This window comes from Paragemmobacter ruber, from assembly GCF_009908315.1.
GTDB lineage: Bacteria > Pseudomonadota > Alphaproteobacteria > Rhodobacterales > Rhodobacteraceae > Paragemmobacter > Paragemmobacter ruber.
This window is the reverse complement of the sequence record NZ_JAAATW010000005.1, coordinates 63,675-82,039: the sequence shown is the minus strand read 5'-3', so window position 1 is coordinate 82,039 and position 18,365 is coordinate 63,675. Positions and strand designations below refer to the sequence as shown.

23 protein-coding genes are annotated in these 18,365 nt (G+C 63.8%); 5 read left to right on the top strand and 18 right to left on the bottom strand.

The features are described 5' to 3' along the window. Nucleotides 1-47: 47 nt before the first annotated feature. The 4 genes from GU920_RS17955 to GU920_RS17940 form a co-directional block, all read right to left on the bottom strand. Entirely contained in the window at nt 48-782 is a 735-nt protein-coding gene (locus GU920_RS17955) for a response regulator (RefSeq protein WP_161768484.1), read from the bottom strand. Nucleotides 783-868: 86 nt separating this feature from the next. Next, a complete protein-coding gene (locus GU920_RS17950; RefSeq protein WP_201744233.1) occupies nt 869-1,396 on the bottom strand; it encodes a TlpA family protein disulfide reductase in 528 nt (175 codons plus the stop codon). A 61-nt stretch (nt 1,397-1,457) separates the two neighbouring features. After that, a complete protein-coding gene (locus GU920_RS17945; RefSeq protein WP_161768483.1) occupies nt 1,458-2,933 on the bottom strand; it encodes a multicopper oxidase family protein in 1,476 nt (491 codons plus the stop codon). A gap of 66 nt (nt 2,934-2,999) precedes the next feature. Beyond that, complete coding sequence (locus GU920_RS17940; RefSeq protein ID WP_161768482.1) at nt 3,000-3,353, bottom strand: hypothetical protein; 354 nt, start codon at nt 3,351-3,353, stop codon at nt 3,000-3,002. Nucleotides 3,354-3,540: 187 nt separating this feature from the next. Here GU920_RS17940 and GU920_RS17935 point away from each other — a divergent pair, with 187 nt between their 5' ends. After that, a complete protein-coding gene (locus GU920_RS17935) occupies nt 3,541-4,152 on the top strand; it encodes a hypothetical protein (RefSeq protein ID WP_161768481.1) in 612 nt (203 codons plus the stop codon). A 98-nt stretch (nt 4,153-4,250) separates the two neighbouring features. Further along, nucleotides 4,251-4,718 carry a DUF411 domain-containing protein gene (locus tag GU920_RS17930; protein ID WP_149143152.1) on the top strand — a complete coding sequence of 156 codons (468 nt, stop codon included), beginning with the start codon at nt 4,251-4,253 and terminating at the stop codon, nt 4,716-4,718. Between the two features lie 62 nt (nt 4,719-4,780). On the opposite strand, the gene GU920_RS17925 is transcribed toward GU920_RS17930, so the two are convergent. The 11 genes from GU920_RS17925 to GU920_RS17875 form a co-directional block, all read right to left on the bottom strand. Further along, nucleotides 4,781-5,437 carry a hypothetical protein gene (locus GU920_RS17925; protein ID WP_161768480.1) on the bottom strand — a complete coding sequence of 219 codons (657 nt, stop codon included), beginning with the start codon at nt 5,435-5,437 and terminating at the stop codon, nt 4,781-4,783. Then, complete coding sequence (locus GU920_RS17920) at nt 5,434-6,159, bottom strand: DsbA family protein (protein WP_100196062.1); 726 nt, start codon at nt 6,157-6,159, stop codon at nt 5,434-5,436. The genes GU920_RS17925 and GU920_RS17920 overlap by 4 nt, the downstream gene beginning before the upstream one ends. Before the next feature lie 110 nt (nt 6,160-6,269). Further along, nucleotides 6,270-6,695, bottom strand: coding sequence for a c-type cytochrome (locus GU920_RS17915; RefSeq protein WP_235933396.1), 426 nt, complete (start codon nt 6,693-6,695; stop codon nt 6,270-6,272). 47 nt (nt 6,696-6,742) lie between these two features. Beyond that, nucleotides 6,743-8,695 (bottom strand): penicillin-binding protein 2, encoded by a 1,953-nt coding sequence (mrdA, locus tag GU920_RS17910; RefSeq protein WP_161768479.1) that lies wholly within the window; start codon nt 8,693-8,695, stop codon nt 6,743-6,745. Beyond that, entirely contained in the window at nt 8,688-9,359 is a 672-nt protein-coding gene (locus GU920_RS17905) for a ferric reductase-like transmembrane domain-containing protein (RefSeq protein ID WP_328799315.1), read from the bottom strand. The genes mrdA and GU920_RS17905 overlap by 8 nt, the downstream gene beginning before the upstream one ends. A gap of 62 nt (nt 9,360-9,421) precedes the next feature. Further along, nucleotides 9,422-9,943 carry a hypothetical protein gene (locus GU920_RS17900; RefSeq protein WP_235933395.1) on the bottom strand — a complete coding sequence of 174 codons (522 nt, stop codon included), beginning with the start codon at nt 9,941-9,943 and terminating at the stop codon, nt 9,422-9,424. Further along, on the bottom strand, nt 9,903-10,319 hold the full coding sequence (locus GU920_RS17895) for a FixH family protein (RefSeq protein WP_161768477.1): 417 nt from the start codon (nt 10,317-10,319) through the stop codon (nt 9,903-9,905). Before GU920_RS17895 ends, GU920_RS17900 begins: the two co-directional genes overlap by 41 nt. A gap of 1 nt (nt 10,320) precedes the next feature. Beyond that, the gene (locus tag GU920_RS17890; protein ID WP_235933394.1) at nt 10,321-11,304 is read right to left on the bottom strand and encodes a cytochrome c; all 984 of its coding nucleotides are present in this window, start codon (nt 11,302-11,304) and stop codon (nt 10,321-10,323) included. A 2-nt stretch (nt 11,305-11,306) separates the two neighbouring features. Beyond that, a complete protein-coding gene (locus GU920_RS17885; RefSeq protein WP_161768476.1) occupies nt 11,307-12,029 on the bottom strand; it encodes a c-type cytochrome in 723 nt (240 codons plus the stop codon). 88 nt (nt 12,030-12,117) lie between these two features. Beyond that, complete coding sequence (locus GU920_RS17880) at nt 12,118-12,492, bottom strand: hypothetical protein (protein ID WP_235933393.1); 375 nt, start codon at nt 12,490-12,492, stop codon at nt 12,118-12,120. A 4-nt stretch (nt 12,493-12,496) separates the two neighbouring features. After that, nucleotides 12,497-13,057 carry a L,D-transpeptidase gene (locus GU920_RS17875; RefSeq protein WP_028030802.1) on the bottom strand — a complete coding sequence of 187 codons (561 nt, stop codon included), beginning with the start codon at nt 13,055-13,057 and terminating at the stop codon, nt 12,497-12,499. A gap of 520 nt (nt 13,058-13,577) precedes the next feature. On the opposite strand from GU920_RS17875, the gene GU920_RS17870 reads away from it, so the two are divergent. Genes GU920_RS17870 through GU920_RS17860 form a run of 3 tightly spaced genes read left to right on the top strand, consistent with a single transcriptional unit; the run spans nt 13,578 to nt 15,494 of the window. After that, entirely contained in the window at nt 13,578-14,141 is a 564-nt protein-coding gene (locus GU920_RS17870; protein WP_149143144.1) for a L,D-transpeptidase, read from the top strand. Nucleotides 14,142-14,185: 44 nt separating this feature from the next. Then, nucleotides 14,186-14,905 (top strand): DsbA family protein, encoded by a 720-nt coding sequence (locus GU920_RS17865; protein WP_161768474.1) that lies wholly within the window; start codon nt 14,186-14,188, stop codon nt 14,903-14,905. A gap of 22 nt (nt 14,906-14,927) precedes the next feature. After that, entirely contained in the window at nt 14,928-15,494 is a 567-nt protein-coding gene (locus tag GU920_RS17860; protein ID WP_235933391.1) for a cobalamin biosynthesis protein CobQ, read from the top strand. Between the two features lie 8 nt (nt 15,495-15,502). On the opposite strand, the gene GU920_RS17855 is transcribed toward GU920_RS17860, so the two are convergent. The 3 genes from GU920_RS17855 to GU920_RS17845 all read right to left on the bottom strand — a co-directional run bounded on the left by GU920_RS17855 (nt 15,503) and on the right by GU920_RS17845 (nt 18,335). Beyond that, entirely contained in the window at nt 15,503-17,449 is a 1,947-nt protein-coding gene (locus GU920_RS17855; protein WP_201744232.1) for a copper-translocating P-type ATPase, read from the bottom strand. A gap of 250 nt (nt 17,450-17,699) precedes the next feature. Next, complete coding sequence (gene copM, locus GU920_RS17850; RefSeq protein WP_028030798.1) at nt 17,700-18,116, bottom strand: CopM family metallochaperone; 417 nt, start codon at nt 18,114-18,116, stop codon at nt 17,700-17,702. A gap of 30 nt (nt 18,117-18,146) precedes the next feature. Continuing rightward, nucleotides 18,147-18,335 carry a heavy-metal-associated domain-containing protein gene (locus tag GU920_RS17845; protein WP_028030797.1) on the bottom strand — a complete coding sequence of 63 codons (189 nt, stop codon included), beginning with the start codon at nt 18,333-18,335 and terminating at the stop codon, nt 18,147-18,149. Nucleotides 18,336-18,365 lie beyond the last annotated feature (30 nt).

Below are 18,365 nucleotides of genomic sequence, written 5' to 3'. Positions count from 1 at the left end.
GTCGAAACGAAGTCCCCGGACAGCGCCCCACAGCGCCTTTATGCGCCTCACTTGCGACGTACCGACGCAGCGAACAGGTACCCCGCGCCGCGGATTGTCTTGATCAATTCACCCTGCGCCTCGATCTTGCGGCGCAGGCGGCTGACCTGCACATCGATGGATCGGTCGTAGACATCGAGCGTGCGGTTCTTGGTCGCGTCCAACAGATAGTCGCGAGAGAGGACCCGCTGGGGGGCTTCAAGAAACGTCACCAGCAGGTCGTATTCGCCACTCGACAGGTCCACGACGACGCCTGTGGGGTCGGTCAGTTCGCGCTTCAACGTGTCCAGATGCCAGCCATCGAACTCGATCAGCCGACCTGATCCCGGCGCGCCGGCGCTGTCGGCGAACCGGCTGCGGCGCAGGACCGCCTTGATCCGTGCCAGCAACTCGCGCGGGTTGAAGGGTTTGGGCAGGTAGTCGTCGGCCCCGACCTCCAGACCCACGATGCGGTCGATCTCGTCGCCCTTGGCGGTCAGCATGACCACCGGCACCTGACTTTCCGCCCGCAGCGACCGGCACAGATCCAGCCCGTTGGTTCCCGGCAGCATGATGTCGAGCACCACGAGGTCGGGTTGCGCGGCCTGCATCTGCGCCTTCATCTCGGCACCGTTGCGGGCCGTCGCGACGACAAACCCGTTGGCGCGCAGGAACTTGGCAACCAGCGAAAGGATTTCACCATCGTCATCTACGACAAGAACTCGGCCTTCCGTGGCTTGAGTGGTCCCCAGCTGTTGCAACATATCCTTCGGTCTCGCTCCCCTTCCTGAGTGACTGCCGCACGCTACGACACTGTTGCTCGATTGTATCGAATTGTTGCAGCCGCAGGCTACTCGCGAAGGACGTCAACGATCTGGCCGACCGCAGCGTCGCCATTCCAGTCGAACGGCCCCTGAAGTCGACCGATCTCCCTTCCGTCTCGGTCGATCAGCAACGTTGTGGGTAAGCCCATGAAGGCAAAAGCAAGTTGCACCCTCAGCGATTCAGCCCAAAAGAGTGGGAGGCCAGCGATACCGATATCGTCGTAGAAACGGCGACAGCGGTCGATTCCAGCGTCGTCGATGCAAAGTGGCAAGACCATGAAGTTGGCACCACCCAAACGCCCTTGAAGCTGCTCGAGAGCCGGCATTTCTTCCCGGCAGGGCGGGCACCAGGTCGCCCAGATGTTCAAGAGGATCACCCGGCCGGCGAAATCGTCAAGTTTCCGTGTGATGCCCGCCTCGTCGAGAATCGGCGGGGACAGCAGCGGTTGCGGGTCCTCGCGCAGCCGGAAGGGCGGGCGCGCCTCGGCGGACCCTGCAAGGAAGGGCGCGGCGAGGGCACCAAGGACGGCACGGCGTCCGATGAGTGTTGGCATAGGTCCGCTCTCTCCGGGAAAGGGCCCGGACCCGCAGGCAGGCTGCGGGTCCGGCCGTGCGTCAGGCCGACACCGCGAACTCGGTCATCATGCCGGTCGAAAGGTGCGGCATGTGGTGGCAATGCAGCATCCACCGCGCCGCCTCGCCCGCGTCCACCGCGACCGTCACCATGCCCATCGGCGGCACATGCACGGTGTCGCGGACCGCGCCTGCGATCCGGTCCATGCCGACACCCACTACCTGGAAGGCGTGGCCGTGCAGGTGCATCGGATGCGCCATCATCGACATGTTGTGGAACATGATCTCGACTCGGTCGCCGGATTTCGCAGTCACCGGCACATGGGACCCCCAAGTCTGGCCGTTGATCGTCCAGACATAGGGCATCATGGTGCCGCCCAGCATCAGCATCGGCTGCGAGGCTGGCGCGCGTTCGGGCAGCGGGGTGACGGCGCGCAGAGCACCCTCCTGCGCCAGATCACCGCTGAAGGCCGGATGGTCGGCCTCCGACATCTCGGCGATCCTGGTCACCGCCGCGCCCGGCGTGGCAAGGATGACACCCGTCCTTTCCTTGGCACCTTCGCGCAGGGCAAGGATCGGGAAGGCCCCGCCCTCGCCCGGCACATCCAGTTCGATATCCAGCCGCTGGCCCATTGCGACGCCAAAGCGGCTGCCGGGCACGGGCTGCACCGGCTCGCCATCGACGGCGACCAGCCGTCCCGGCAGCGCGCCAGTGTCGATCCAAAACACGGTGGCGGCCGCAGCGTTGATGACGCGGACGAGAACGCGGCCGCCCTTGTCGATCGGAACCACTTCGGGGTCGTCCAGCGTGCGATCATTGGCGAGATAGGCGTCGAAGTTGTAGTCGTTCAGGTCCATCGCCATGCCATCCATCCCCGGCATCGCCATCATGTCCCCCTGACCCATGCCACCCATGTCCATTCCGGAATGGTCCATGCCGCCCTGCCCCATCTGGCCATGATCCATCCCGGCCATCGAAGCGCCGCCGGTGATCTCGGCCAGCACCTCGGCAGGTGGCTTGAAGGAAAAGTCGTGCAGGAACAGCGTCACTTCCTTCCGGTCTGCCGCCACATCCTCAGCTCGCCGCACCACCAGAGGCGCGGCCAGCAGCATCATTTCATGCTCGGGGATATGGGCGTGCATCCAGTGTGTTCCGGGCCGTGCCGCGAAATCGTAGGCGCGGGATTCACCGGGTTGCAGCATCGGCATCGGCAGGTCGGGCACTCCATCCTGCGCGTTGTCGGGGATCTGACCATGCCAGTGAATAATCGTTGGCTCGGCCAGCGCGTTTGTCAAATCGACCGCGAACGCCTGGTCCGGATCGAGGACAAGGCCGGACCGGCCAGCGCCGTCCAGAAGCCCCCAGACGGTTGCGGCTCTGCCCCGCACGTCAATGGTGCGGGTGGCGGCGGTCAGCGACATTCGGCCGGACTGGGCCCGGACCCGTGCGGGAAGCATCAGTGAAGCGGCCGTGGCCGCAGAAGCGGCCAGAAAGCCGCGGCGAGAAAAGGGCGACATGCGAATTCTCCTGTATCGCGTCGTGAATTGGACAAGCGGTCCCCGGCGAATGCCGCAGCCGCAGGCTCAGATCACGGCGATCTTCGGAGGCGGACCTGGGGGCGGAATGGCCAGCGAGGCGGCAAGGATGTCGACACTAGCCTCCACATCGGAGGACCGCGCGACAGTTTCCGCAACCCGGTCCGGCGCAGGAAAGGTCGCTGCCGCGAACAGGCAGTGCTGCTGACAGATCAGCTGCTGCGTCAGCTCCTTCGGGCCGTCAGTCGCGGGCATGTGCGCCAGGTGGCCGGCCATCGCCATCATCTGCGCATGGTCTGCCTGAGCTTGCTGCCGTTCGCCCAGAGCCAATACGGGAAGGATTGCCGCCAGGACGTAGGCGGCGAGGATCAGGACATGCATGCGAAACGTGAGAAGCGCCATATCTGAGACATCTATCAGGATGGCCCGCTTCCGTCACCTGACAGTTTGGTGTCCCTGAGGGGCACTCTGATCTCTAAAGCTGCGGCATCAATGCCGAGTTTCCGAATTCCCTGCCCCACTATCGCAGAGTTTACTGGAATCCGTCGCGATTGCGCAGAACCTGCGCAAAACGCGGGACAGTGAATCGATGTGGAAACTTCTGTTCGCCATGGCGGCAATCCTTGGCCTGGCATCCTGCGGTGCCGAACCGATCTGGGCACCCGAGGAGGCCGTGGCCGCCGCCCGCTACGAGCATCCCGGCCCGACCTCGGTCACGCTCTTCACGGTCCTCTCGACACGCAGCGGAGCGGGAGCGCATGCGGGCCTGCTCATCAACGGATCGCAGCGCGTGCTGTTCGATCCGGCTGGCACCTGGCGGCATCCCCGGCTGCCCGAGCGCAACGACGTGCACTTCGGGGTCACCCCGAAGATGGTGGATTTCTACATCGACTACCATGCCCGCGAGACCTACGACGTGGTTGAACAGACTATCGAGGTATCGCCCGAGGTTGCGGCACTGATCATGCAGCGGGCAATGGCCTATGGCGCGGTGCCGAAAGCAAACTGCACCATCGCGCTGTCGCGGGTGCTGGAAGGGGTGCCCGGATTTGAAGGCCTGCCGATGACCTGGTTTCCGAAACGGATGATGGAGGGGTTTGCCGACTTGCCGGGCGTCTCCACACGGACGATCACCGACGACGACGCCGACGAGAACCACGGGGTTCTGCTGGTTCAAGCCGGGGACCCAAGGCTGGAGTAGCATTTCGGTGATCTGTCGCCGGGTTCATCAGACTTTGCTCGCCGATCCCCGCACTTGCAGCTATGTTTCCCGTAAAGTTCCAACGAAAGGCCGACATCATGACACTGTCCCGGCGCAAGGTTCTCGCCGCCGTTCCTTGGCTGGCCGCCATTGCGGCTACCCCAGCACTTGCCGAGGGCGACGAAGCCATCCACGTCGTCAAGGACCCCGGCTGCCCCTGCTGCAACGGGTGGATCGGACATCTGCGCGACAGCGGCTTTCGGGTATCCTTCGAGGAACGCAGCATCGAAGAGCTTGCGGCGTTCAAGCGCGAGCGTGGCATTCCGGAAGACCTCGCGTCCTGCCACACCGCCACCATCGGCGACTATACTGTCGAGGGGCACGTTCCCGCCGCCGACATCCGCCGTCTTTTGGCTGAACGACCCGTCGCCGTCGGTCTCTCCGTGCCTGGCATGCCCTACGGGTCACCCGGCATGGGACCCGAGACCGAGCGCGAAGCCTATGACGTCATCCTTGTCGGGTTGGACGGCAGCAGTAGCGTCTTCACGAGCTACCCTGCAGCCTGATCCCGTTCAGTCGTGCAAGGACTGCCCAGAACCAATGACGCCTTGCGCCATTGGTTCCCGGGTCACCAGGACAGACCGGATTCGTTTGACCTCCAGGCGTTTAGCAGTGCTTCCTTGGGTACCACACCGTCCAACGGTCTGACTGCGGCGTCGAGCCTGCGAGCCGAATGATAGGCCGTCCCCGCCATTACGCCGGGCGCTGCGCCATAGGCGAGCCGGTAACGCGACACAAAACCGTCGGTTCCGTCTGCGCTGTCCCACCCATCCGGCAGTACGAACTGCCGCAAGACCGTGCTTGCCGAGGCATACGCGCGCGCGGCGTCGCTGGCCGCGGGTTCGGCGCCAATGACAATGACGACATCGGTCGGCTCGTCGGGCGTACCGAACAGTCCTTCGACCAGCCCCGCCGCATCTCGTGGCAGCGGCAGCAGTTGCACATCAACCCCACCGAGATGTCCGTCCGATGTTTCGTTGGCGTGCCCGTCCCGTTCGTCGGCCGCTAGGAGGAAACCGCGCACCGCTTCTGCCAGACTTGCGTCAACGTCCTCGCCGACGACCAGAAGGCCGACGGTGAATGAATGCGCCGAAGCAATCCCTGTCAAGGCGATCCACAAAGTGGCTGCCACGACGGAATGCCTGATCCGGCCCAAGACCGTCTCAGTGATCGTGAAAGGCCGCTGAAGTCGGAAACCGAGAAGACGCGTAAGACGGATACTCATTCGGCGGCCCGCGCGGCGGCTACCACCTCGGCAAGCTGAGCCTTCTCGACAAAGCCCGGAATCAGTTGATCACCCACCACGAATGACGGTGTGCCGTTGAAGCCGAGAGCCTCGGCCAGACGTAGCGACGTGGCGATATGTTCCTCGACTTCGGGCGATTGCATGTCGACCTTGAGCTGCTCGACATCGAGTCCGACCTCGCCCGCGATCCGCAGCACCGACTGCTCGTCCAACTTCGCCCGCGCACCCATCAGCGCATTGTGCAGTTCAGCATACTTGTTCTGCTTCCGTGCAGCCAAAGCGGCCCGCGCCGCGATCGCTGATCCTTCGCTGAGGATTGGCCATTCTCTCAGAACAAGACGGATGTTTCCGTCCTCGGCCAGCAGGGCGTCGATTTCAGGCATCGCGCGTTTGCAATAGGGACAGTTGTAATCGAAGAACTCCACCACCGTCACGTCGCCTTCCGGGTTGCCGAGGACCGGAGCGTTGGGGTCGCGCTCCAGCAGGGCGCGCTCGTCGGCCAGGGTCGCGGCAACGGCGGCAGCTTGGGCCTCTGCCTGGCGCGCCTCCAGCGTCTGGAGAGCCTCGAGCACAAGCTCCGGGTTCTCGCGCAAGGTTTCGGCGACCAGTTCCTTGATCCGATCTTCCGTAATCTCCTGCGCCAGGGTGAGGCCGGGAGCGAAAACGAGCGTGATAGCAAACAGGATTGACGTGACGCGCATGGGAAGAGCCTTGTGTGACGGATGAAGATTTTGAGTTTCAGGCGGTCTGCACCCTCTAGTCCCTGGAGAGGCAAGCGGGAATTGGGAGGTCGGTGGCCTTACTTGCGGCTTCAAGGCGAACCTGCTTCCATCTGGCTGCGTTCAGCCTGTGCGGCACGAATGCGGTCGGGCCAGGTCGACCGGATATAAGCGAGGACGGCCTCGATGTCGTCCTCGGTCAGCTCACCGCCAAACCCGGGCATGCCGGAGGTGAAGTCGACCCCCATATCGTCCAGCACCGCTTGTCCGCCGCGACGGATGTAGTCCCGCAACATCGCATCCCCGTGGTGCCAGGTGTGGCCGGTCTCGTCGTGGGGCGGCGCGGGATAGGTGCCATCCTCCTTCGCCGACTGCCAGTCCGGCTGCCCTTCCAAGTTGGCACCGTGACAGGAGGCGCACTTGGCCGCGTAAATGACTCGCCCGTCTTCGATGTCCGGCGTGTCGTAAAAGAACGCTTGGGCTGGAACCAACGGAAGAACGAGGGTGACTGCGGCCATGACAGCCCCAGGAACGCTTCGGCACAATGCTCTTCTGAGACGGTGCATCATGTCCGGCTCACCGTGGCGGTCGTGCCGTCCGGCGGCAGGATGCGTTCGGACAGCAGGGCCAGGTCCTCCCGTATGCGCGCCCTCTGCGATGTCGGATAGGCGTCCTCAGGCGGCAGGCCGCCATGCTGCGCAAACAGCATGATGTCGCGCGCAATTGGCGCCGCTGCCGTTGACCCGCCGCCGCCGTGTTCCACCACGACCGTGACAGCAAAGCGGGGCGCGTCAAAGGGTGCAAAGGCCACGAACAGCGCGTGATCGCGCCGGTTCCACGGCAGCTCGTCCTGCGAGCGGACGCCTGCCGCCCGCTCGGCAGCGGTGATCGAGAAGACCTGGCTCGTTCCCGTCTTGCCGGCCATCGCCAATGTCGGATCGGCGATCCGCGAGGAATAGGCCGTCCCGCGCTCATGGTTTGAGACCTCGAACATGCCCTGTTGCACGATGGCCAGTGCTTCGGCAGAGAGACCAAGCGGTGCGGGAGCAACCATTACCTGGTCCGGCCCGGCAAGCGGCCGCACCAGCCGGGGAAGCACGGCGGTCCCCGATGCCAGTCGTGCAGTCATGGTTGCAAGTTGGATCGGCGAGGTGAGCGTGAAGCCTTGGCCAATCGAGGCATTGATGGTGTCGCCGATCAGCCAGTCCTCTGCGTAACGTTCCTGCTTCCAAGCGCGGGACGGGTTGTTGCCATGCGCCATTCCGGACAGCGGCAGATCGTACTTCTGACCCAGTCCAAGCCGGTCATTCATCGCGAAGATGCCATCGATGCCGATACGTTGAGCGACCTCATAAAAATAGACGTCGCAGGACTCTCGCAGGGCGCCGACCATGTTCACCCGGCCATGACCGCCGCGCTTCCAGCAGTGGAACCTTCGGCCGGAGATCTCTACATAGCCATTGCAGGCGACAGTCTCTTCGGGGTCCATCAGCCCGGTTTCCAGCGCGGCCAATGCATTCGACATCTTGATCGTCGATCCTGGCGGATAGGCCCCCTGCACCGTCTTGTCGGCAAGCGGGCGGAACTCACTATCACGGAGCGCGCCGTAGTCGCGGCTGGAAATCCCGCGGACGAAGAGGTTCGGATCGAAGGAGGGCGCAGAGGTGCAGCCAAGCAAATCGCCGTTCGTCACGTCCATCACGATCGCGGCCGCGCTTTGGCCTTCCAGCCGGACGCGCATGAAGTTCTGCAAGTGGTGGTCGAGCGTGATCTGCATGTCCGGGCCCGGGGTGGCCGGATCGAGAGCGAGTTCGCGCATTGTGCGGCCGGACACGTTGACCTCGACGCGGCGCTTGCCTGGCAAGCCGCGCAAGGTGCGTTCGTGGCTTCGTTCAACTCCTGTCTTGCCGACTTCAAAATCGGGCAGGCGGAGCAACGGCTCATTGTCAGCCGCTTCGTTTTCCAGATCGCTGTCGCTGACTGGCCCGACATAACCGACCTGATGCGCGAAATCCGGCCCGAAAGGATAGACGCGCGACAGGACCATCTCGGGCTGCACACCGGGAAGGACAGGTGAGTTCAGTGCCACGATCGACAATTCTTCCCACGTGACGCGGTCTTTCACCGTTACCGGCACGAAGGCTCGAACACGGTCGATCTGCTCCTTGACCTTGGAGACAGTCTCTGCGTCCAGGCCGAGCAGCACCTGCAGCTTTTCCAGAACGTCGTCGACATCGCGGGCTTCTTCCTTCACCAGCGTGATGCGATATGCCTGCTCATTGTCCGCAACGATTTTTCCAGCCCGATCAAGGATGCGCCCCCTGTCCGGTCGCACCAGCCGCAGGCTGATCCGGTTTTCTTCGGCCAGCAGGTAGTATTGCTCGGCATCACGGACGCTCAGTTGCCACATCCGGACACCAAGGACGCCCACCACTGACGTCATCGCACCACCAACGATCAGTGCCCGGCGGGTTGTCTTTTTCGCCGCCTGCACGAGGTCACGTTCCGATCTACGCATGGCTTGCCTCCTCTCCCGGCAGTTCGGACAGGGCCTTGGCGCGGATGGTCTTCACGTAGGCCGCAGCGCGCAGACCAAGGACCAGAACCACAAGTCCGACGAACCAGGGCTGAAGCGGGTTCGGCGGTGGCGTCGCCCGATGGAAGCTCAGGAAATGCATGAAGAGGAAGTAGGCGACGTGGGCGACGGTCAGCCACCACATCGGCAGGACGCCCATCTGCAGGAACTTCCAGCCGGACAGCCCCAGACGCCGCATCGCGAAATCGCTCGACGTAGCGGCAAGCAGAACCGCAAGGACGAGGGCCGCGATCCCGATGGCGTTGGCAAGCCCGAAACCATGCTGGAACATGACATAGGCCAAGAGGTCGGGATGCCATTCGAACCCGAACAGCCGCATCAGATCCCATTCGACCCAGCCGACGAGAACGATCGCCGCGTGGACGACGACTAAGAGGCAGCCTTGGATACCTATCTCGCGGCGGAACGGCAGCAGCATTACCGCCGCGCGCAGGAAACGTGTCAGCGGCCCCAGCCCCATCGACAGCGAGATCAGCACCAGCGAGGCATCCCCGAAGGCGCGGTTCCAGCGGTGCATCGGGTTGAACTGCGCGTGAACCGCCGCAAAGCCCAGCACAAGCCCCGCCGCAAGAAGAGCCACAAGCACGTGCCGAACCAGCGCCTTCCGGGCCAGCCCGCGCATCACTGACCGCAAACCAGTTGACGCCGTCACTGCGGTCCTCCCGTCAAGGGAGCTTCAACGCCGCCGACAATCTGAAGGTCAGATCGGGACTCGCGAAACGCCCGCCAGTTGCGGAAGGCAGCAAAGCCCATGACGATGACCCCGGCTGCCGCGAGCCAGGGCCGGACCGGATCGAACCAGGAGAGCAGCGCCGGGCCACCGAAGATCAGCATCAGGACCTTGTTGCAGGTCGGACAGGCGATGCCGAGGAAACTCGCAAGACCGCCTGCCCCGGACGTCCGCAGTCTGCATCTGGGAACCCAGAGCGCGACTGTCACTCCAGCCAAGAGTGCCGTCAGGACGGTGGCCCCGAACTCCCACGGGCCGACCGGGGTCATGCGGACAAAGAGGGGGTTCGCCCACACTGCGGTCACCGTCCCGAGGACGGCGAACAGCGCGACACCGACGGCGGTGCCGCGAAGCCCCCTGCGCAGGGTGTCGTCCTGCTTTGCCTGTTGTGTCGCTCCGTCACTGTGCATCAAATTCAACCTCTGCACGATCCTCGCCAAAGCCAACACTGACCACCCAACGTCCAGCCATTGGCAACTTGAGATTTGCTCGCCAGACCCCGGCCTCGACTAACTGAAGCGGCGGATCAAAGCCGTCCATATGCATCTCCAACATCGCGAAGTTCACGTCCGGCCTCATGGCAGCAGATTCGATGGCATCGGCATCCGGTGTGAACTGGATCTCGAGGCGGACATCCCGGTTTCCGAGCGCATAGACCTGGACGTCGATCCGACCATCCGGAAGGACTTCCGACACTTCGGCTGTCGGCACGCTCTGATCCGCAACGGTGTCTCGCGGATCGAGTGTGCGCACCGTTGCCCAGATGAACGCGGCAACAAGGGCAAAGACGCACAGAGCAAGCGCCACTGCGAGCACTCTAGTTCTCATTGCCCATCTCCATTTGCGAGTGGTCCATCCCCGCCATCGGGGTCTCCGTGGCAGGAGGCGCGGGTTCCGGGATGTCCCCGCTGCCGTCGGGGTCGAGCAGGTAGGTCGCGATTGCCTCGCGGTCGGCGTCGGTGAGGTACGAGGTGCCCTCAGCCACGACCTCGGCCATGCTGCCGCCGAAAGCATCCCCATTGGGCAGCAGCCCCGACTGGAGCGCATAGGCGAGGTTCGCGACCGTCCAGCCGCCTTCCAGAAGGTCGGCTGTCAGGATCGACGGTGCCTTGCTGCCGCCGGGAAGGCTGTCGTTTCCGGCGAACCGGGCGGAAGCGTCCAGGCCGCCCGCAAGCGTTCGGCCGGTATGACAGGCTGCACAATGCGCCGCCCCTTCGACGAGCAAACGCCCGCGGTTCCAGGGCGATGATGTGCCCATCAGCGCATCCGTCTCCGGCGCGTCGAGGTAGGCAGCGCGCCAGAGCTTCAGCCCCGAGCGAAAGCTGAACGGAAACCCGACATCATGCGCCGGGGCAGCATCCGCAACCGGCGGAACGGTGCGGAATGCTTCCCACAGGTCGGCGATCTCCTGATCCGTGAAGCCTGCATAGAAAGAATATGTGAACACCGGATAGTAGGGGTCGCCCTCCGGCGAGATGCCTTGTCGAACAGCCCTGGCGAAATCCTGGATGGTCCAGGCACCGATCCCGGCGGTGGTGTGCGGGGTGATGTTCGGGGGCACGAAAGTGCCAAAGGGCGTGTCGAGAGGCGCACCTCCGGCGAGCGCCAGTCCCTTGGCAGCCGCGTTGGTGTGACAGGACACACAGCCGCTGGCACGGGCCAGATAGGCGCCGCGTTCTGCATCCCCGGGCGGGAACGCGGCCGGCTCCGGCGCGCCGATGGGCCATAGCGCCAGAACACCGGCCCCGAGGCTCGCCGCCACGGCCGGGAAAATGACGGAAGCGCGGATCAGACCCCGCATGGTCAGTTCCGGCCCGCGCGGTACTGCGAATGGCAGGACGAACAGGTGGCGCTGATCCGGGTGAAGAGGTCGTCAGCGGCCAGCGTCGTCAGATCGAACGCCAGCGTCGCCGGGTTCGATGTGCCACGCGCAACCTGGACCTCTTGGGTCCTTTCGCCGTAGCCCATCAACTCCGCTATCGTGAAGCCCTCATCTACCTGTGGTGCCGGGGTCATGGCCATCGCCGAGTGATCCATCCCGGCCATATCTCCGGGCGGCGGCAGCGCCGGGTCAAGACCGTTCGGGGCTGCCACGGCGAGCGCGTCAGCGTAGGTCTTCAATTCCTCGGCAAGTGCTGCGAAGTCCTGCCAGTCGGACCAGATCTCCGGCCTGGCGTAGGTCACCCCTTCGAGGCTGCCTTCCGGGAACAGCGACAGCATCGTCTCGCCCGCGTGACCAGCGATGACGCTCGCACCCTCCGACACGATAAATGTGTCGTAGGGGATCGTGCCTTGCATCATCGGCGCCAGCTCCGCCACCGTGTCCCGCATCGCCGTCATACCGTTCATCCGTTCCAGGACGACACCCGTCGCCCCGTTATGTGCCAGCGCCACTGCCGCAACTGCGGAAGCGGCAAGCGCCAAAGCGCCTGTCCATTGTGGTTTCATCTGCCTGACTGCCCTTGGTTTCTTGTTGTTGACCGATCCCGCGACCCGCCCTTCCGGCGGATCGTGCGGCTTGCACAACTGTCTGGTGTCAGGCTGACAGAGATTGAACTGTCGACAGAGCTGCGGAGAGCCTATCGAACCGTCAGACGCACGTCCGGCCTGACTGTCAGATCCGGGTTCGGGGGGGAGGCAGGGTGACGGACGGGCCGCCAAAGCGGCGTTGCGACTGTGTCAGGTCCGGTCGCAGAGTGATCACGATTGACAACGACAGTGCTGTGACCGGCCCATCGGGCAGCACGAAAACAGAACAGGCGAGGCCCGGGTGGCAAGCAGGTGCCGGCGCGGTCTCTTGCCCGGCGTTGCCCGCGATCTCGACCGACGTGCCGGGATGATGATCCTCGACCGGGCCCGCCTCTGCGGTCTGTCCGAGGACCAAGCCAAGCGTCAGCACCACGGACAGAAGCCACATCGACACGAACCGAAACGACCCGCGCGAAAACAGGTTCTTGAGTGGGTTCGGTGAGGTCGACGAAGGTTTCATCTTGCTAGATCAGCTTCACTTGCGTCCCGACCGGCGTCCGGTCGAAAACTTCCTCGATATGTTCGTTGTAGAGCCCGATGCAGCCGTTCGACGAGCGGCGACCGATCTTGCGCGTGTCGTGTGTACCATGGATGCGGTAGTATTGCCACGACAGGTAAAGGGCGCGGGTGCCGAGCGGGTTGGTCGGGTCGCCGCCAGGCACGAAGGCCGGCCATTCCGGGTTCCTTTCCCGCATCGACGGTGTCGGGGCCCAACTCGGGTTCACCCGTTTCTCGACGACCTCGGTATAGCCCCGGCGGGTCAGCTCGTCCGACAGCGGGACCGAGGTCGGGTAGAGGTACATTTGACCGTCGCTCGTCCAGTGCTGGAGGACCTTGGCCGTCGTGTCAGAGATGATGATCCCGACGCCCAGAGCATCGAAGTGATCCTGCCACTCGTGGGTGCGAAAAGCCGAGATGTTGTTACGGACCGGGCCAGGCGTGTCTTCCGACGCGCTGGCGGCGCGACCGGTCACGAAAGGCGCGGCAAGTGCTCCGGCAACAAAAAGCCGTCGAGTGAATCGCATGTTCTGCTCCTTTTTGAACAAGGCTTGCTTCCTTCCAACGTGGGAAGGTCAAACGGCTTTGCATCGCGGCCGGGTCACAAACAGGTGAATGCGTTGCGTTTTCGCCAATTATGCAGGGAAATCTGCTGCTCACTCTCATGTGATCACCCGCTATCGAGGTGCAAAAGGCTAATATCGATCCATGCGGACGATGATGGCCCTGTTGTGCAGTTTCCTTCTGGTCGCCTCCCTGATGGGGTTGGCGCACCCAGACAGGTCATCGCACAGCGCCCATGCGGATGCGCTTCACGCGGCTCCCCTGATACCGGACGGCCTGTGTGGTGAAGGGTCTGGGCACGGGGTATGTCAGCTTATTATTGCCGACCAGCCCCAGCTCTTCAGCCTGATGGCAAGTGCCGGTTCATCTCGCTTCGAGATCACGCCGTTCGCGGCCCCCAGCCACAGCCTTTCCCCCCGAACGCCGCCCCCGCGACACATCCTCTGAGCGAACCTCTTCTTTCCGTTCCCCTCAGGAGAAAGCATGATTACCCGACGCACCCTTATCGGCGGAGTCGCAGTCGCGGCGCTGTCCTCGCCCGGCATACTGCGGGCCCATACCCAAGAACCGTTCGTGCTGGCCGACGAGTTCCAGCCGCGTGAGGTGCGTGTCCGCGAGCAGCACGCACCCGGTCAGATCCTTGTGTTTCCGCGAAGCTTCTTTCTTTACCATGTCTTCGACTCCGAGCGTGCAATCCGTTACGGCGTTGGCGTGGGCAAGGCAGGCCTCGCATTCAAGGGATCGGCAGTCATCGAGCGCAAGGCCGAATGGCCGTCCTGGCGCCCGACGAACGACATGATCCGCCGCAATCCTGACCGCTACGCCCAATTCGCCGATGGCGTGCCCGGGGGACCAAACAATCCCTTGGGTGCGCGGGCACTCTACCTTTACCGGGAAGGGCGCGATACCTACTACCGAATCCATGGTACGACCGAGCCGTGGTCCATCGGCCAGTCCGTGTCGAACGGTTGCATCCGGATGTTGAACGACCATGTGATCCAGCTCTACGAGCAGGTGCCGGTCGGAACACCTGTAACCGTGGTGTGACCGTGAGACGCCGCGACCTTCTGGTCTTCGGAGGGATCGTTGCCGTGATCTATGGTCTGCGGGCTCTTCCCTGGGACCGGCTCCCGGGCCGCGGGCCGCGCTTTGCAGACATTGCGGATCTGCCGCCGTTTCGCCGACTTGACGGGGTTGGCCAGACCTCCGGAACACCGCTGGCCCTTGTCGGACTCGATGCGCCGCCTCAGGATGCAGACCAGCGCCGCGCGCGTGCCGAAGCGGTACGTGCTGACCCCTGCCCTGCCCTCTTTGGCAACAGCGGTTCTGAGGGGGTCGTTCCCATTGCCTATTTCAGCGAGTTCCGCTGTCCCTACTGCCGGGCACTGGAGCGAGACCTCGACACGCTGATGGCCGATTATCCTGCATCCTTCCGGCTGGTTCAGCATGAACTTCCGATCTTCGGGCCCGCTTCCGAGCTTGCCGCGCGGGCGTCGGTCGCTGCCGCGAAGCAAGGCAAACAACCAGAACTTCGGCGTCGATTCATGCGAACACCTCTGGTCGCCGAAGAAGCCTCCGTCCTCAGGGTGGCGGCGGATATCGGCCTCGACGTCGATCGGCTGGCCAAAGACATGGCTTCTGCAGAGGTGCAGGAAGAGCTGGACCGAACACGAGCGCTCGCCGATGTCTTTGGCTTCATCGGAACGCCAGGTCTTGTAATCGGGCGGACCGTCCTGAACGGCGCAATCCCTTACGCGCTCCTTCGCCGGATTGTGGAAGACGAGGCTGCCCAGGCAGCGCCAGTTTGCTGACCCGATGAACACGCCGTCCCACATGCTGATCGGGGCTGCAATCTTCGCACGACCCCTCTGCATCGCAACCCTGGGGGCCGCGCTCGCAGGTGGGCTCGCTCCGGACCTTCCGATGTTTGCAATGGTCCTTTGGTCAACCCGCGTTTCAGGCATTCCGGAACATGAGGTCTTCAGCACACTGTTCTTTTCGGAGAGCTGGCAGGCTGTCTTCGCCGTGGACCACAGCTTTTTCGTCTGGGGAAGTCTGCTCGGGTTGGCACTCTGGCGCAGACGTCTGATCCTGCGCGCCTTCGCGGGCGCCGGTCTTCTGCATGCCCTTGCGGACTTTCTGACACATCACGATGATGCCCGCCGCCAGCTCTGGCCTGTCTCGGACTGGGTTTTCCGCAGTCCGGTCAGCTATTGGAATCCGCAGTTCTACGGCGAGGCCTTCGGGATATTCGAAGTTGCGCTGGTCGTGGGGCTGACCAGCTTTCTTTGCTGGCGTCTGGAAAGATGGCGCGACCGTGCACTGGTCCTTGCCGTTGCGGCGCCCCTGCTGGCGCCGGTCCTGCTCACCGGCAGCCTGCACGGGCTGCATGGCATGTGACCGGAGCGTCAGCCCCGATAGCGCCGCAAAAGCTGGGCGTTGATGGCGACGATTATGGTGGACGCCGACATGAACACGGCCCCGACGGCCGGCGTCATCAGGAATCCTGTGCCGAATGTGATCCCCGCGGCCATCGGAATTGCAAACGCATTGTATCCTGTGGCCCAGATCAGGTTCTGCACCATCTTGTTGTAGGTGGCCCGCGACAGGCCGAGAATGGCCTCGACATCACGCGGGTCGGAGCGGACGAGTACGACATCGGCTGATTCTACCGCCACATCCGTGCCCGCGCCGATGGCGATGCCAAGATCGGCCTCGACCAGCGCCGGGGCGTCGTTGACACCGTCACCGACCATAGCAACCTTCAGTCCCCGGGCACGCAATTCCTTGACCCGGGCCGCCTTCTGATCGGGCAGGACCTGAGCGAAGTATTCGTCCAGCCCCAGCTCGGTTGCGACCGACCGGGCTACGCCTTCCGCATCACCCGTCATCATGATCGACTGCACACCCCTGGCTTTGAGGCGCGCCACAACATCGCGAGATTCCGACCGCACGATGTCGGCCAACGCGAAGAGTGCTTGCGGCTTGCCGCCCCTCACAAGGACAACAACTGTCTTGCCCGCCTCCTCCAGTGCCGCAAGGCGCGGATCTGTCACAGGGGTGTTCTGCCGACGCAGGTGGCCGGGGCTGACGATGGCCACGTCCTCTCCGTCCACCCGAGCGGTGACGCCCGCGCCAGTAATGCTTTGCAGCCCCTCCGGGGCAGGGAAGTCGATCCCCCTGGCCTTGGCATCGGCCACGATGCCTTGCGCGATCGGGTGCTGCGACTGGCTTTCGACCGAAGCTGCCATGCGCAGCGCCACTGCTGCAGCGCCACCGTCGAGCATGACGATATCGCTGACCCCGAACCGCCCCTCGGTCAGTGTACCTGTCTTGTCGAACACCACAGCGTTCAGGTCGCGCGCCCGCTCAAAGGCTGCGCGGTCGCGGATCAGGAGGCCGTTTTTGGCCGCCAGCGACGTCGAGACTGCCACCACCAGCGGCACAGCAAGGCCAAGCGCGTGGGGGCAGGCAATGACCATCACCGTCACCATCCGCTCCAGTGCGAAGGTGACGCTTTCGCCCGCCCAGATCCACCAGACGAACGAACCCAGGCCGACGGTGATGGCGACCCAGGTCAGAACTGTGGCCGCGCGGGTGGCAAGGTCCTGGGTGCGCGACCGGCTGTTCTGCGCGGCCTTTACCATGGCGATGACCTGCGAAAGGTAGGTCGCCTCCCCAGTTGCCTTGACCTCGATGGTGACCGCGCCCTCGCCGTTGACCGCCCCGCCGATAACGGTCTCGCCGGCCGTGCGCGTCACGGGCTTCGACTCGCCCGTCAGCATCGCCTCATTGAACGACGAGACGCCGTCGGTGATCACGCCATCGACTGGCACCTTCGCGCCCGGGCGGATCACAACCCGGTCGCCGGCGATCAGCGCCGCCACTGCCACCTCCTCGGTTCCGCCATCGGCCTTCACCCGCAACGCAGTGTCGGGCAGGAGGCGCACCAGTTCCTCCAGCGCCCGCGATGCACCGAGAACCGACCGCATTTCCAGCCAGTGACCCAGCAGCATGATGGTCACCAGCGTGGCCAGTTCCCAATAGAACGGCTCACCGCCCGGCAGGCCCAGCGTGACGGCGGCGGAATAGAAATACGCGGTCGAGATCGCCAGTGCCACCAGCGTCATCATCCCAGGACGCCCCGTCCGGATCTCCGGAAGCGCGCCAGTCAGGAAAGGCCAACCGCCCCAGAAGTAGATGATGGAGGACAGGGCAAGTGCGACCCACTCCTCGGCGGTAAACAGCGGCGTCATCCCCTGCCCCGCAAAGTCGCGCACCATGGGCGAAAGGATCAGAACAGGGATCGTGAGTACCAGCGAGACCCAGAACCTGCGCTGATAGTCGGCGACCATGTCGCCATGCCCGGCATGGTGTCCTGCATGTGCAGTTGCAGGTCTCTCATCAGTGGCTGCCGAAGCGCCCGACTGAACGTCGGCGGGCCCAGAGCCCGCTGCGATCCCATGTCCATGCTGATGATGCTTGTTCCGGTGTGCATCCGACATAGCTGCGCTCCTTTCACGTTGCCAGGGTGGATCAAGAGCCCCTGCCAGTCGGGCGGCGGGATGGCCGGGAGCAAGCCACCCCGCACGCCACTGAAGAGCCTTACAGGCCGCGTGCGGCGAGCCAGGCCTTCATCTCGGCAATCTCGGCTTCCTGAGCCGCGATCACCTCTTCCGCGAGCTTGCGGATTTCAGGGTCGGTTCCATGTTCCAGCTGGATCTGCGCCATGGCGACTGCGGCTTCGTGGTGCGGGATCATGCCTCGCACAAAGTCGACGTCCGCATCGCCTGTATATGGGACCATCATGTCGGCCATCATCTTATCCATGGCGGCGGCATAGGCCTGTGCGGCCGGATTGTCGGCGAGTTCCGGCGGGATCAGCGACGTGTGGCTCATCATGCCCATGTCTCCCATTCCGCCCATGTTAGAATGGTCCATCCCTTCCATGGTCTGGGCGATGGCAAGGCCGCCAACAACGGCAATGGCTGCTGCGGAGAGCACTACTGTGCGTTTTTTCATTTTCGGATGTCCTGTATTGTTTTGGATGCTTCAGGCAGGGGCGTAGCCAACCTTGGTCAGGGCCGCGACCAGCCGATCACGCGCAACTGCGGACGTGACTTCGACCTTCTGCGTGCTGGGGTCCGCCTTGACGTCGGCGGCCGGATCCACCGACTGGATCGCCCTCGTCACACTGTTGGCGCAACCGCCACAGGTCATGTTCTCGATATGGAACTGCATGAGTGCCTCCTTCAGGGTTTTGCCTCATGC